The organism is Lachnospira multipara ATCC 19207, from assembly GCF_000424105.1.
Classification (GTDB): domain Bacteria; phylum Bacillota; class Clostridia; order Lachnospirales; family Lachnospiraceae; genus Lachnospira; species Lachnospira multipara.
The window spans coordinates 128103-143624 of the sequence record NZ_AUJG01000001.1 but is presented as its reverse complement, the minus strand read 5'-3'; the positions used below and the strand labels follow the sequence as shown (position 1 = coordinate 143624).

Genomic DNA, 15522 nt, shown 5'->3' with positions numbered 1-15522 from the left:
CGCTCCTAATATTGTATTTTGTTGTATACGAAAAGTATAAAAACATTATATACTATGATGCAAATTTTTGCAAAAAGTTTAAAAAACATTTTATTGCTAGTCTAACACTATATTATTGCCTTGTAAAGCAGAATTAGTACTTGCTATTTATAAGTATAGGAAATAAGTAACAAAATGTACTTTATTTAATAAATTTTATCAGCAAATTTAAATAATATATAGTATAATATAATCAATATTTATAGTTTACTAATTAAATAGGAGGCATAGGAATTTATGAAGACAAATTATTTCGACCTCACAGGTCAAGTTGCCATTGTAACAGGTTGCTCAACTGGTTTAGGAGTACAACTTGCAAAGGCTCTCGCAAACCAAGGGGCTAATATTGTTGCTCTAGCACGTCGTAAGGAATTAATCGATCAGGTAGCTAAGGAAATTGCTGAAGAATACGGTGTTAAGACACTTGCAATCCCTTGCGATATCACAGACACAAGTAAAGTAGAAGCAGCCGTTGACCAGGTTTGCAAGGAATTTGGTCGTATCGACATTCTTATAAACAATGCAGGTACAGGCGCAGTTGCACCCGCCGAAGAAATTACAGACGAACAGTTTGAAGGAGAATTTAACATCGATTTATTTGGCTCTTTCAAGATGGCAAGAGCTGTTGCTAAGAAAGCAATGTTACCTGCTAAGTATGGACGAATCATCAACATCTCATCAATGTATGGCTTAGTTGGTAACAAAATTGCACCAGCCTCACCATATCATGCAGCAAAGGGTGGCGTAGTCAACTTAACTCGTGCACTTGCCGCTGAATGGGGTGAGAAGGGCATTAATGTAAATGCTATTTGTCCAGGTTACTTTGAAACTCCTCTTACAAAAGAGACTCTTGATTCAGAATACTTCCAGGAATACGCTAAAACAATGATTCCTTTATCAAGATATGGTAAGGAAGGCGAGCTTGATACAGCAGCAATTTTCCTTTCATCTCAGTGCAGCTCATATGTTAATGGACTTATCTTACCAGTTGATGGTGGTTACACAGCTCTTTAAGATTATCATATTAACTTTTTTCTTTTCACGGCCCCGGCTAGAGATTTCTAGTCGGGGTTTTTTATTTGAACCTACTAAAGGGTTAAAATCTTATTATTTCCAAAAATCTATGATATAATTTAGATAGTATTGAAATACGCCCTTACATCTTATGCAAATGGCTATTTCACATGTTTAAAGCCAAAGGAAGGAAGTGATTGTATGAATTACGATGTAATCATTATTGGAGCTGGTCCTGGTGGTATTTACTCAGCCTACGAATTAACTAAACTATCTCCTAACTTAAAAGTGGCAGTTTTTGAAGAAGGCCACGAACTATCAAAGAGGCACTGCCCTATTGATGGGGACAAAATTAAGTCCTGCATCCACTGCAATAGCTGCTCTATTATGAGTGGATTTGGAGGGGCTGGCGCATTTTCAGATGGAAAATATAACATCACTAACGACTTTGGTGGCACTCTTTACAAATACATCGGTAAAAACAAGGCCCTAGAGCTTATGGAATACGTGGACAAGATTAATCTTGAGTACGGCGGAGAGGGCACAAAGCTCTACTCTACTGCAGGCACAGGTTTTAAGAAGCTCTGCATTCAAAACGGACTTCATCTTCTTGATGCCTCTGTTAGACACCTAGGAACAGATATTAACTACGTTGTTCTTGGACATCTTTACGATTATTTAAAGGACAAGGTAGACTTCTACTTTGATACAGCTGTCAAAACAGTTAAAGCTCTAGAGAACGGTTACGAAATTGTCTGTCCTAAGGCTTCCTATACTTGTGGAAAATGTATCATAAGCGTAGGTCGAAGCGGCAGTAAGTGGATGGAAAAGGTATGTAAGGAGCTAAACATCAGCACACTATCTAATCGTGTGGATTTAGGTGTTAGAGTTGAGCTTCCAGCTGAGGTTTTTAGCCACATTACTGATGAATTATATGAAAGCAAAATTGTCTATCGTACTCAAAAGTACGAAGATTTAGTTCGTACATTTTGCATGAATCCAAGGGGCGCTGTGGTAAATGAAAACACTAACGGCATTGTTACTGTTAACGGTCACAGCTACGAGGATCCTAAAAAACAAACTAATAATACTAATTTTGCCCTACTTGTAGCTAAACATTTTACTGATCCATTCAAAGATTCCAACGGCTATGGCGAAAGTATCGCAAGGCTAAGCAACATGCTAGGTGGTGGCGTAATCGTTCAGCGATTTGGCGATTTAATTAGGGGACACAGAAGTTCTCAATCAGACATAGATGAGTCCTTTACAACACCAACCCTTAATGCAAGCCCAGGCGATTTAAGTCTTGTGCTTCCAAAACGAATCTTAGATGGCATTATTGAAATGATTTACGCTCTTGATAAGGTAGCTCCTGGTACTGCAAATGATGACACTCTCCTCTACGGAGTTGAGGTTAAGTTCTACAACATGGAAGTATCCGTGGATGAACATTTAGAAACAAACTACAAGGGACTTTATGTAATCGGTGATGGTAGCGGAATTACTCACTCATTATCACATGCATCCGCTAGTGGCGTCTTTGTTGCAAGAGAAATTGCAGGATAGGAGGTCCTATGGGCTTTTGGGATACCTTTTTTGAAATTCAAGAAGATAAAATGAAACGTGCTGGTTATGATTATAATCGTGATGGTCACATAGATAGAAAAGAGAGAGCTTTCTATGAAGAAGATTTTGAAAAGGAATTTAGACGTACTCATAATCTAGGTTCAAATAGCATTTTTGATGATGACGACGATGATGATGACTGGATGTTTTCTTTACCAGATGCGGCGGATGATGCAACTAATGCTAACTCCTACAATAAAGCTTACCTTGATGCTTACAACAAAGAAAAGGCCGAAATTAAAAAGAAAAATGATTTTCGTGCCGCCTATGAACTTCGACGCATTAACTATCAAAAAGAAAACGTTAAAAGGCTTAACTCCTATAATTATTATCTAAAAGACATGACTAATGCAGAGATTGAAAATAGCCCAAAAAGAAAAAAGCTTCTAAGAAAAATTCTTGGCATTATGGGTTACAGCTATATTAACTATTTATTTATGTTTAAAGTAAATAAGGCACGATTAATTCGAGAAATCGGCTTAGATCCTGAATGTTTTGGAATTTATCAAAGATTGGATCAAGCCCTAAAAAAATATTATTACACCTGGGAAGATTGCGATAAATTAAGCACTATGGAGCGATATTACCTTGTAATAGATAAGCCAGAACTTGTAAGCTATAGATAAGAATAAATAAAAAGCACTCAAGTAAATTTGATATATGTCCAGGATTCTGGGTACATATCAATTTCTTGAGTGCTTTTTTAATATATGAAAGTCAAGACTCGCTCGCGAGTCTTGCGCGCCGGATTCGGGTCTGCTTCAGATGTAGCAAACACTCCGTGTTTGCTACTTAGCGTCAGCCTAATTTTGCGAAGCAAAATTCTAATGGCTGATGTTCCTACTGCAGACAAATTCCTGATTAGTCTTCCTTAACGCTAACTAATTCGATATCGAAGTTAAGTTCCTTACCTGCTAATTCATGGTTAGCATCAAATGTAATTTCTTCCTCAGTCTTCTCTGTTACTCTAACAGCTACAGCTCCGCCGTATGCATTCTGTAAATAAGCCTGATTACCAACCTCTAATTCTTCAGAACCTGGAAGGTCTGCAATCTTTAACTTAATGATGTTGCTTTCGCTTGGCATACCATAAGCTTCTTCTGGTGAAAGATGAATTGAAACCTTGTCTCCAACTTCCATATCAACTACAGCCTTATCAAAGCCCTTAATCATCATACCAACACCAGCTAAGAACTCAAGAGGTTCTCCTCTATCATAAGATGAATCAAACTGTGTACCATCATTTAATGTACCCTTGTAATGTACTCTTACAGTCTTACCAGCATTCTTACCTTCATAGATAACTTCTGGTTCACCAGAACATCCTGAACAGCTTCCACATGAACCGCTGCATTCTTCCTCAGAATCACCACAGTTGCACCCGCTTTCTTCATTATCATTTTCAGAATGATGTCCACAACCACCACATGCATGTTCTTCACTAGCATTCTCATGATCATGGTGATCACAATTAACACCTGTTGAAACTAATTCGCCCTTTAAGTAGCTCTCAACTGCTGCATCTGTATTACCTTCTGCACCAGCAATAACCTCAATACCAGCTTCTTCTAAAGCATTAAGAGCACCGCCACCAAGGCCGCCACAAATAAGAACATTAACATTCTGATTCTTAAGTAGGCCAGCAAGTGCACCATGACCTTCGCCATTTGAGCTAATTACTTCGCTTGAAAGAATCTTTTTATCTTCAACTTCATAAACCTTGAATTCTTCTGTCTTACCAAAATGTGGGAAAACGTTGCCATTTGAATATGTTACAGCTATTCTCATTACAAATCTCCTTAAAATAAAAATAATATCTTTCCAATTCTACAAGATTTGCGAAAAATTCTCAATAGCTATTTGTTTATAAGATAAATGTGCATTGATTTTTTTTATATACTATTGTATTGTAATCATATATATTAAATGAAAGCGGTGAACAATATGATAGCAAATAATATGGACATACTAACTATTGGCATCTTAATTCCATTTCTTGGAACTACACTTGGTGCTGCAATGGTATTCCTATTTAAGAGCGATAGCATGAACCCACTTATTCAAAAGATATTGTCAGGTTTTGCAGCGGGTGTTATGATGGCAGCCTCGGTTTGGTCTTTGTTAATTCCTGCTATGGAGCAATGTAAACCAATGGGTAAGCTTGCATTTGCCCCAGCATTAACAGGTTTCATGTTAGGTATCTTATTCTTACTTTTAATCGATTTTATTATTCCTCACCTTCACGCAAACAGTGATAAACCTGAGGGTTTACATGCAAACTTACCAAAAAGTACAATGCTTGTATTTGCAGTTACTTTGCATAATTTTCCAGAAGGCATGGCCGTTGGTGTAGCCCTTGCCGCCTATATTTCAGGCGCTAGCGCTATTACTCTTTCAGGTGCTCTTGCCCTAGCAATTGGTATTGCAATTCAGAACTTCCCAGAAGGCGCAATTATTTCCCTTCCTTTAAGACATGAATTAAAGAGCAAATCCAAGGCTTTCCTTTATGGTTTTGGTTCAGGTGTAGTAGAACCTATTGGAACAATCATTACAATTTTACTTACTAATCTTATGGTTCCAATTCTACCTTATCTGCTTTCCTTCGCAGCTGGCGCAATGATTTACGTAGTTGTAGAAGAACTCTTACCTGAAGCTTCCGAAGGGGAGCACTCAAACTGGTCCACTCTTGCTTTTGCAATAGGATTCGGCCTAATGATGGTGCTTGATGTGGCACTAGGATAGTGATAATTGTGATAAAAAATAGAGATTATAGTAAAAGATGGCCAAAGTGCTAAGCGCTTTGACCATCTTTTTTAATCCTGCTTTGGTAAATACTGTCTTCCTGTTGGTGTCATTGCAAGACCACCAGTACTTGTTTCTCTTAGGGAGATGTCCATCTTTCGGCCAATCTCACCCATTGCATCTATAACTTCATCAAAAGGAATTCTACTTTCAATTCCTGCAAGAGCAAGCTCTGCAGAAGTTACTGCATTTGCAGCACCAGTAACATTTCTCTTAATACATGGAACTTCAACATAACCGCCCACTGGATCACAAGCAAGTCCGAGTAAAGCCTTAAGAGAAAGGGCACCGGCATGCATGATCTGCTGGATATTTCCTGCATTAAGATAAGCAAAAGCACAAGCTGCCATTGAACTTGCTGCTCCTATCTCTGCTTGACAACCACCTTCAGCACCAGCAATTGAAGCTCTATAAGCAATTACTTCCCCCACTGCTGCAGCCAGATAAAGGCTTCGTACGATTTTATCATCAAGAGTGAAATTGTAATCGTCCTTTGATACATTTTCATTCTTAATAAGGATTGGCTGAAAGCTAGCTAAATTGGCCTTTCTATGATTGTAAAGAGTAATCAAAACTGCTGGAATTACGCCGCAAGATCCGGCAGTTGGTGCCGCAACAATTCTCTTCATACAAGCATTAGATTCTGAAACCTTTAGAGCATTTGTAATAAGATTAGCAAGTAAATCTCCTACTACCCCACCACCATTTCTTCTAAAATCCTCATATTTCTTGGCATCGCCACCAGACAAACCACTATTGGACCTTAAATAACCGTCATAATTATTTACAGAAGCAAGCATAGCCTCCCATAAAATTTTCATTTGCTCAAAAGAAGCTTCACAGCTAATGCCACGTTCATTGGCATCATTAGCAATGATTCTATCAATAAGTTCTTCCACATCTGTGCTATTATCAATTAATTCAACAATACTTGTATAAGCCATATTAAGCCTCTTTCTGTTTCTCGATATTAATATAAGTTACCTTTATAACGCCTTCTAAATGCTCAATCCATTTAATAGCTGTCTCTGGAATATCCTGATCAGTTTCAATAATCATAACTGCGTATCCGCCTCGCTTATCTCTGTAAAGATTAAGCGTTGCTATGTTAACACTTTTGTGTGCAAGGGTTGAAGTTACCTCAGCTACATGACCCGGCTGATCCAGATTGTGGACTATAAGTGTTGGATAATCGCCTGAAAAATGTGTATCGATCCCATCAATCTGCTCTATGGAAATTCTACCGCCTCCAAGAGATGCAGCCATAATGCTTAAGCTTCTGCCATTTACTGACTCAAGATTTAGTAAGCAAGCATTGGCATATTCTGTCTTTAGTAAAGCCTCACCAACGCTTAACTCGATTCCTTGACTTTTGGCAATGTCAAAGCTATCTGGAATTCTCTCATCATCTGGCATCATACCCATAAGTCCAGCAACAATAGCCTTATCAGTTCCATGTCCCTTACCTGTTTTGGCAAAGGAACCATGAAGTAAAATTTCTGCTTTCTTTAAATCTTCTCCTAAGAGCTGCCTTGAAACATAACCTATTCTTGCAGCTCCTGCTGTATGTGAACTTGAAGGTCCAACCATGATTGGCCCCATAATATCAAAAATATTCATAAAGTCTCCTAAGTGTTACTTCTCTTCTGCTTTTTAAAAAGTTTCTTTGAAGCAGCCTCTAAGCAACATCATCCCTTCAAATAAAAAAGAGTCGCAAGCTATTCGCTAACGACTCCCTTGTCTACGTAGGGTATTCTATCATACTAAAAATAAAAATCAAGTTATTGATGTAGCTTGCTAAAGTGTGGGGGGGGAATGTAAGGAGTCTGCGGAAATTCTTGGGATTTCCTGGACTCTTGATTTGTGGGGATTCTCATTGGATTCTCACTAATTTGGGGCTTTTGCTCTCTTCCGGAGCTTTATTTTTGGGGGAATGTAGCTAAGAATTCAAATTAGGTCTCTTATAGCCACAGGTAAAATTAGAGTAAAAAGACGCGATGTGCCTATAAAGCAAGAAGAAATCTAATTTTAGCCACAAGAATTTAAAAGAAGAGCCAGCCTTTCCCCATTTATAGACAGGGTTTTGTGCCTTTCTAGATACCTCATTTCAAAAAAGTCACAAGCAATTTTTTCAAGACTTCAAAAACAGTGGCTATAACTTGCTTTATTAAACAATAAAGTCAAAAAGTGAGGCTCAGGAGCCGGAAATTCTACGCTACCGGGCCATACAGAAGAATTCTTCTGTGCCTATTAGCAGTGATATCCCTCCTAAAAGTCAAAAGTCCCAAACCCACATCACACACAAAACAGCTACGCAAATTCATGCGCAGCTGCCATCAATATCTTTATTAAATTTACGGCAATCGCTCTATTAAGCTTCCTCCATTATCTGCCAACCACTTCTTTGCTTCCTTATAATTAGGCATAACGCCCTCAACCTCAGCCCAGAACTCCTTAGAATGATTCATATGCAATCTGTGGCAAAGTTCATGCACCACCACATAATCCTGCACCCACTTTGGAGTAAGCATAAGCAGACAGTTAAAATTCAAATTGCCCTTTGTTGTGCAACTGCCCCATCTTGTACGTTGAGCTCTGATAGTGATTCTATAATAAGAAACCTTCATAAGCTTGGCGTAATAAGCCACCCTTAAGGGCAACTCTTCCTTTGCCACCTTGTAAAGATCTCTTAACTCTCTATTCGATAATTTAGCTGCGTCTCCAAATTCAGATTTGTTTTCTTTAATTTTTTCTTCTGTCTTTTTTATCCAAGAATCACTTCTTGTTATAAAGTCGTTGATTGCCTTAGAACTAGCTCCAATTGGCACTCTAGCAACTAGACTTAAATCATTTTTCATTTCTAGTGAAAATGTTTTTCTCTTCGACTTTATGATTTTAATGTCTGATTTTTTCAAAACTAAACTCCTAAAAAAACTAATTACTTCTATTTTTTAGAATCTATATTTTTTAAAAACTCCTTAATCTTAAATGCGCAAAAATATGGGAATGTATATACATCATTAGCATGTCCCACATTAAAATCACCAAGTTTTATTCCATAAGATATATCACTATAGTTTTTATTTTTTATTAATGAGGATAAAGATCTTGATTTGGCATCACCAGCCTTTACCTCAACAGGAACAAGATTATTTTGTGTTCTTACAAAGAAATCTTCTTCCAATGAAGAATTTTCCTTTTTATAATAAAAAAGTCCAAGTCCTTGTTTTACAAATGCTTCAGCTACAAAATTTTCATAAAGTGCTCCTTTATAAACACCTAAATTTTTATTAACTCTAAGATCTTCTTGAGCTTCTTCATCTAATGACGATACTAAAAGTCCTGTATCTGGGTAATACAACTTGTACTTATTCTCTTCAATATTTCCCTTTAAAGGTAATTCTGGAAATTGTAAACAATTGCATTCCATTATAACTCCTGCATCAACTAACCATTCGATACATCCCGTATATTCTCTCGATCTTGCATTTTTCTCAATCTTGTTAAATTGAAACTTCTTATTCTCCTTTGCAAGCTGAGCTGGAACACTTCTATATACGCTTATTATTTTAGTTTGGTCGAGACCTTCGGCATATTTTCGAACATCTTCTTCATAATCAAGTCTAATTTGATTTTGTATATCTAATGTTCCTGAAAATGTTCCTGTTTCAATATACTGTTTTACAACATCAGGCATTCCACCAAGCACGCAATACTCTAAAAATAAGTCCTTAAAAATTTTCATTTCATTGTCATTAAAAGGCTTATTAACAATCATATGATTCAAAATAGAATCAATCTGCTCCTGATTATAAGCTTTTGCCCATAAAAATTCTTCAAAATCCATGGAATACATCTCGTAATCCGTCTTAGCACCAACGCTATTACTATGTATCTTCTTATAATTAATTCCCAACATAGAACCGCTACATATTACATCATAATTACCATCTATCTTAAAAGACTTAAGTGTTGTTGCAACATCTGGGTTCTCTTGAATTTCATCAAAAATAATAATAGTCTTACCAGGCACAAATTTAATAGATGGGTCGACCAATGTAATATTCTTAATTACACTTGCTACATCATAACCATCTACTATAATATTTGAAAACTTTTTATCTAGAACAAAATTTATATATACAACATTCTCGTAATTGTCTTTAGCAAAATGCATAATAGACTCTGTTTTGCCTATCTGTCTTGCCCCTTTTACTATGAGAGGCTTATGAGCTGGATCTGCCTTCCAGTTTTCAAGGAAATTATCAATTTTTCTTTTATAATACATAAAAGCACCTCCAAGGCTATTTTAGCATAAAGATTTAGGTACTTCAAATTTCCTTTCACATTTTATGAGGCAATTTTAAAACTTTTCTCACATTTTATGAGGCAAATTTAAAACTTTTCTCACATTTTATGAGCCAATTTTTATGATTTTCTCACATTTTATGAAAAATATGGTATAAATGAATTCTTTACGGATTGCACTTCTTACATGGTTCATAGCCTTGATTTATCAAATCTTGTCTTTGACCTGTATAATCTTGGCGGTTTGAATCTTTAATTGTACTTACTGAACCACAACTTGGACGGTGGAACTTCTTAGTATTTGTATTTAGTACATACGAGCTTGAGGGACTTGATCCTGCTGCCACAGCCCCAGAAGAAGCTGAGCTTGAGGAACTGCCTGAACTATTATATGTGCTGCCTGCTGATTTTGAACTAGAGCTACCAGAACTACTAGAGCCGCTACTAGAGTTACTAGAACTACTAGAGCTGCTGCCTGAGTTACTAGAACCACTCCCCGTAAACTCTGGGCCACTAGAATCACCAGTTGCATAATCTATTGTTATGCCTGGTTGCACGTTATAGCAAAATACGCAAAAACTAAGGCCTGCGCCTGAATCTTCCACAGACTTAGCCTCCATAAGCACACCAGAGGCAAGAAGGTTATCCCCTTCAAATATAGGTGTTACTCGATACATTACATGATTACCTGTAGACTCAATATAGTCTGCAGTTTTATTTTCAAAGGTGAGCATCCCGTCCACATTTAAATAACGAGTGCCTGTAATTAGATTTCTTGTGTTTGCATTTTCACCAGTAAGCTGATAGCCGATGAGGTGGCATCTATTATATAAGTAATTACCATCAATTCCAGCATACTTAACCAAGTGCCAGCCTGTTGGATGCACGTTACCAATGTTGCCACGCTTCTCAGTTGGCATTAAATCTGTGCCAATTGATGCTATACAAGTCTGACATCTTCCGAGGCTATCAAGCTCTCCGTAACTTTCAAAGCACTCTGCAGTCATTTCTTCATTTGTAAAAAATGGACAATTGCCGTTAATCTCACAATAAGGACTACCTGAATAAGCCGGTACATTTGCCAAATCAAAGGCATCAAGCCCTGTAGCATAAGAAGAATTATCCTGTATGTTCTCCCCAGAACTTAAGATTTCTTCACTTGTGCTATCAGATACATTTTCAGAACTAATCTGACTAGAACTTGTTGTTTGACCATCCACACTATTGCTTGCCTGACAAGCAGGTGTAAATAAAAGCAATAAAGATAGCCATAATAAAACTAGTAAATTTTTCTTTTTCATAAAACTCTCCCTAAGTTAATATCTAGCATAAACACTAGATTCCTCCCATATATTCTAACCTAATACATGAGAATTTTAAATATAGTGAAAGCTAGAATTTAACCTAAAACGGACATTCCCAATCCCCTTTGCTAAGTTCAATTATAAAAAAAGTATAAAGTTTTTAATGTATTCGTGCCAAAAGAAAAAACATGGGTGTATAATGTGAACCAGTAAGACGTTTTACTAAAACTAAATAATAAAAAATATCACTTAACAATACCTAATTCTTTTTTGCGGAATTTGAAGGCTGCTAAGCGAGGAGTTTTTGGAGGTAAAAGACAAATGGATACTTTAAAAACACAACGCAGAGATATCGCCGACAAAGCTAAAAAGCTTAGACGTGAAGGTTTTGTAGTAGGAAGCCTTTTTGGAAAAGAGATAAAAGACTCACTTTTATTTAAAGTGGATAAATTAGAGTTAGCTAAATTCTTAAGAACTAATAACAAGGGTTCTAAAGTAACACTTGATATTGATGGTGAGAAGCACCTTGCTCTAATTAAATCTATCGACTACGATCCTTTCAAGGGTGTAATTAATGAGATTTCATTACAGGAACTTTTAAAGGACGAAGTTGTTAAGTCCGTAGCAGAAATAGTTATTGAAAACAGAGATAAAGTACAATCTGGCGTACTTCAGGAAGATTTAACAGAAGTTTCTTACAGTGCTCTACCTGCTGATTTAGTAGATAAGATCACAATTGATGCTTCAAAGCTTAAGTTCGGTGAAGTCCTTAAGGTTAAGGATCTTGATATTTGCAAGAATCCTAAACTTACAGTACACACAAACCCAGAAGCTATCATCTTAAGCGTCAGTGCTTCAAGCATTAAGGAAGAGGATAGTACTGAAGAAACAGAGGCTAGCACTACTGGAGTTGCATAGATTGATAAATAAAAAATTATTTTTTAAAAATAAAACTTAATAATAACCAAAAATTAATGGGTCAAGTTATTAGACTTCCAATTTGGAATTTCTTTTAACCTGACCCTTTTTTTAACTCAGTCGGAGCTGTACCCCAACTGAGTTAAACGCTCCGCGAGGATGCGCATCACTTTGATTATGCAAATTCATTTGCAAGTCTTGCATCTTCTACTGCCTGGTCCACGCTATATTTTGCCTTGCCAGATAAGAAATCTGCGATTCCAATTTCATCATTATTAAAACCACAAGATAAATAATCGTTAGTCCAAAGCTCTTCTCCCTTAAAACTAATGGAAACTAAATCCTTATTGTCATCATAATGATAGACTAGATTATCGCTTTCATAGGAAAATTTATGTTTTCCCTCTGGGCTATAGTCATAAAGACTATCCTTACCAATTGCACCTGAAGAAATAGATGAGCTTAAGCTATATTTTACCTTCTTAGAATCTAACTCCTTAGAATCTAACTCCTTAGAATCTACATCCTTAGAATCTAGCTTCTCTCCCTTAGCAATTTCCCTTGCATAAGAGAATCTATCATCTAGCATTTCACCTAAATTACCCTGAATACTTACTCTAGATGACTTAATTTCTGTGTGATATTGAACACCACTAAAGTCGTAGATTACATGTCGATTTTTTTCAAGTTCTAGAATAGTGATGTTTCTTTTATATTCCTTTAAGTCACCTGCGTAGGTTATGCCTGCTCTTGCTCCTGTTTCTAGCATCTTAAAAGGGTAGCTAACAGAAGAAATTATTTTTACATTTTTTAAATCTCCCATAAAAAATCTGATCATGCTAACTCCATGATAATCGTGACAAAAAGAGAAATACATATCGATTAAATCCCCGATTATATGTCTATCTAATAGTTTTTTCATAGCCTGAAATCTTGGATATCTATGATACTGCTCCGCTACCTGAATCTTATCCTTAAAAGGAAAATCTATTAAGGCACTAAACTGCTCTTCATTAATTCCAGCTGGTGTCTCCATTAATACCTCAAAGCCTAGTCCTGCCCACTCCATAGCGGTTTCTACAATATTTGATTTAGAGCTTGCAACCACTACTAAATCAGGAGAAAGCTTTATACACTCCTCTTTAGAAGTTGTAACCTTAATGCCATGCTCCTTTGATAGTCTGCTCGCTGTCTCTTCTGACCTTGTAAGCATTGCAAGAAAATTAAACTTCTCTGGCAAAGCCTTAATTACTCTGTAGTAAAAAAATGCTCTCCAACCAGAACCCACAATAATTATATTTTTCAAAAAAAGTCCTCCTTAAGGATTTCTACTATTCTTTCAAACTTCATTCTAACACATCAAAATATGCAAAAGAAGAGCATTATGTTTTATCTACGCTTTCCTTTGATACTTGAATTATATCCTCCTTAGCCTGAATAAAAGCATCTACAACTAAAGGATCAAACATATGTGAAGCCTGTCTATTTAATTCAAAAAAAGCCTTATGGAATTCTAAATCCTCTGATTCATGTCCAATAATTAACTTATCATAATAAATTGCTACTGCCATAACTCTAGCAGAAATAGGAATCTTTTCTGCCTTTAAACCATCTGGATAGCCACTACCATCCCAGTTTTCATGATGATAATGAGTAATATTTTTAGCCTCTGCCAAAAAGCTGGCATCTGGTAATTTTTCCATAATCTCTGACATAATATTATAGCCAATTACTGTATGAGTTTTTATAAACTCTTCTTCTAACTGGCTTAAATTTCCCTCCTTAGATAAGATATCCTCTGGAATCCCGATTTTACCTATATTAAAGTAAGGAGAACATATAACAATATCATTAACAAGACTCTTATTTAAAATATCCTTATAGTAACCTAATTCTAGCATTTTATTAAGTACGATTTCCACATATCTCTTTCTTGTTTCAACTCTTTCCACGGAAGAATAATTACGATACTTTATAATGGTAGTCAATATGATAGCCATGTTTTCTTTAGCTAGCTCAATATTTTCCATTTTCATTTTATTTTCCATAGAATACTTAGCATTTTCCTTAGCAAGAGAAAGAATGTTTTCATATAAGCCCTGAATTTCATCCCCAGTTTTAATGTCTAGTTTCTTAAACTTCTCCACATTTTGTTGTCTGTCATATTCATCCTTATATTCAAAGGAATTAAGTCTTAAGGTCATAGAGTCAATAGGAATGACAATATTATAATTTGAAATCCATATACCAAAACTAATAAAGAATATAACAATTCCAATGAACACGCTTAAATACCTACTAAAGTAAATCATGATTTGTTTTGGATAATTTTCAAGTACTATGTCTACTGCTACGTAGCTAACACATTTTCCATTAGAATCATAAATTGGACTATAAGCTGTAATAGTGTAGTTCCCACTTACCTTAGATAATACGGGCTCAATCTCATCACCATTTAAAAAGTCATTGATATTTGGTAAAAAATTCGGGTCAAAGGTAACAACTGAGCCTAGAGTTTGAGTGGTTTCTGTCTGACTATCTAAATCAAAAACTACATGACAGCCATCGGATTTGAACTGATATACATAAATATATTTGCAATTACTAGTATTATCAATAAGACTAATTAAATCCTCCTCTGTACGATAATAATCGTTATCCTTTGAAATACTATCAAGATAGTCCTCTACCTTATCTCCATCTATTAAAAGTGAAGCAACTTTACTAGTATTAATTGCTAATTCTGTATTATTATTAACTAAATAGCCCTCAAACAAAGTCATATAAATAAATACAGAAACAATAGCTATAAAGGTAGAGAATAAGATAATTACTGATACAGTTTTTTTTCTAATAGTAGACTTAAACATCTTAGTCTTCTCGTAATCGATAATAGGTTGTAATGGCATCGGTCTTTGAAGCCACAGACATAAAGCAAATTTATAATAAAGTCTTTGAGGCACTAAATTAAATATTAGTAACACTATAGAAAAAGAAATGGTCTTATCAATAAGCTCATAAAAAAGATTTGAAATATACCAACCTGTTTCAAAAGGCATGCCCTTGCTCTGGAAATAATTAATAATAAAGCTATTGTAAACGTTAACTGACATATTATTTAGGAAAATGCTGATAAGTCCACCACAAATACCCCCTAAGAAAGTATACGTAGCAATTAATACCATGTGACTTTTAATGCTTTTTTTCATTCCGGATCTAGTTATAAACACAGTAGAAAGAGCAATTAAGATATTAATTGCATCATAATATATAGATTTTTCATTCATTACCATAGAGATAAAGTTTGTAACTAGAGCCACAAAAATACTTGGAAGATATCCGCATAAAAGGGCACAAAGAATCGTTCCCGCTGTATCTAAATACAGCGGAATATTAAGATTTAGAGCCACTAGCTTTCCACCCAAATTAATGAAAATAGCAACCAGAATCATAACCACAGGTATTTTTACCTGTTCCCAATATTTATTTCTTTTGCCCCTTTTCTCCATAC

The 15522-nt window shown here is 35.8% G+C and carries 13 protein-coding genes; 5 read left to right on the top strand and 8 right to left on the bottom strand.

Going from position 1 to position 15522, the window contains the following annotated elements; genetic code table 11:
• The first annotated feature begins 276 nt into the window (after positions 1-276).
• From G600_RS0100630 to G600_RS0100620, 3 genes are all read left to right on the top strand, one after another.
• A complete protein-coding gene (locus tag G600_RS0100630; RefSeq protein ID WP_027430201.1) occupies positions 277-1053 on the top strand; it encodes an SDR family oxidoreductase in 777 nt (258 codons plus the stop codon).
• A 201-nt stretch (positions 1054-1254) separates the two neighbouring features.
• Positions 1255-2619, top strand: coding sequence for an NAD(P)/FAD-dependent oxidoreductase (locus G600_RS0100625; protein WP_027430200.1), 1365 nt, complete (start codon positions 1255-1257; stop codon positions 2617-2619).
• Positions 2620-2627: 8 nt separating this feature from the next.
• A complete protein-coding gene (locus G600_RS0100620) occupies positions 2628-3305 on the top strand; it encodes a hypothetical protein (protein ID WP_027430199.1) in 678 nt (225 codons plus the stop codon).
• 235 nt (positions 3306-3540) lie between these two features.
• Here G600_RS0100620 and G600_RS16120 read toward each other — a convergent pair whose 3' ends face one another.
• Complete coding sequence (locus G600_RS16120; RefSeq protein ID WP_027430198.1) at positions 3541-4467, bottom strand: FKBP-type peptidyl-prolyl cis-trans isomerase; 927 nt, start codon at positions 4465-4467, stop codon at positions 3541-3543.
• A gap of 171 nt (positions 4468-4638) precedes the next feature.
• Here G600_RS16120 and G600_RS0100610 point away from each other — a divergent pair, with 171 nt between their 5' ends.
• Entirely contained in the window at positions 4639-5421 is a 783-nt protein-coding gene (locus G600_RS0100610; RefSeq protein WP_027430197.1) for a ZIP family metal transporter, read from the top strand.
• Positions 5422-5492: 71 nt separating this feature from the next.
• Here G600_RS0100610 and sdaAA read toward each other — a convergent pair whose 3' ends face one another.
• The 5 genes from sdaAA to G600_RS0100585 form a co-directional block, all read right to left on the bottom strand.
• Positions 5493-6425 carry an L-serine ammonia-lyase, iron-sulfur-dependent, subunit alpha gene (gene sdaAA / locus G600_RS0100605; RefSeq protein WP_027430196.1) on the bottom strand — a complete coding sequence of 311 codons (933 nt, stop codon included), beginning with the start codon at positions 6423-6425 and terminating at the stop codon, positions 5493-5495.
• A gap of 1 nt (position 6426) precedes the next feature.
• Positions 6427-7101: an L-serine ammonia-lyase, iron-sulfur-dependent subunit beta gene (sdaAB, locus tag G600_RS0100600; RefSeq protein WP_027430195.1), complete on the bottom strand. Its 675-nt coding sequence runs from the start codon at positions 7099-7101 to the stop codon at positions 6427-6429.
• Between the two features lie 734 nt (positions 7102-7835).
• The gene (locus G600_RS0100595) at positions 7836-8396 is read right to left on the bottom strand and encodes a M48 family metallopeptidase (RefSeq protein ID WP_027430194.1); all 561 of its coding nucleotides are present in this window, start codon (positions 8394-8396) and stop codon (positions 7836-7838) included.
• A gap of 29 nt (positions 8397-8425) precedes the next feature.
• Positions 8426-9769, bottom strand: a complete 1344-nt coding sequence (locus G600_RS0100590; RefSeq protein ID WP_027430193.1) for an ATP-binding protein — start codon at positions 9767-9769, stop codon at positions 8426-8428.
• Between the two features lie 187 nt (positions 9770-9956).
• Positions 9957-11090: a DNA/RNA non-specific endonuclease gene (locus tag G600_RS0100585; RefSeq protein WP_027430192.1), complete on the bottom strand. Its 1134-nt coding sequence runs from the start codon at positions 11088-11090 to the stop codon at positions 9957-9959.
• 324 nt (positions 11091-11414) lie between these two features.
• On the opposite strand from G600_RS0100585, the gene G600_RS0100580 reads away from it, so the two are divergent.
• Positions 11415-12011: a hypothetical protein gene (locus G600_RS0100580; RefSeq protein WP_027430191.1), complete on the top strand. Its 597-nt coding sequence runs from the start codon at positions 11415-11417 to the stop codon at positions 12009-12011.
• A gap of 175 nt (positions 12012-12186) precedes the next feature.
• On the opposite strand, the gene G600_RS14835 is transcribed toward G600_RS0100580, so the two are convergent.
• Both G600_RS14835 and G600_RS0100570 read right to left on the bottom strand, forming a co-directional pair.
• Positions 12187-13317, bottom strand: a complete 1131-nt coding sequence (locus G600_RS14835) for a Gfo/Idh/MocA family protein (protein ID WP_051195292.1) — start codon at positions 13315-13317, stop codon at positions 12187-12189.
• A 76-nt stretch (positions 13318-13393) separates the two neighbouring features.
• Entirely contained in the window at positions 13394-15520 is a 2127-nt protein-coding gene (locus G600_RS0100570) for an HD-GYP domain-containing protein (protein ID WP_027430190.1), read from the bottom strand.
• Positions 15521-15522 lie beyond the last annotated feature (2 nt).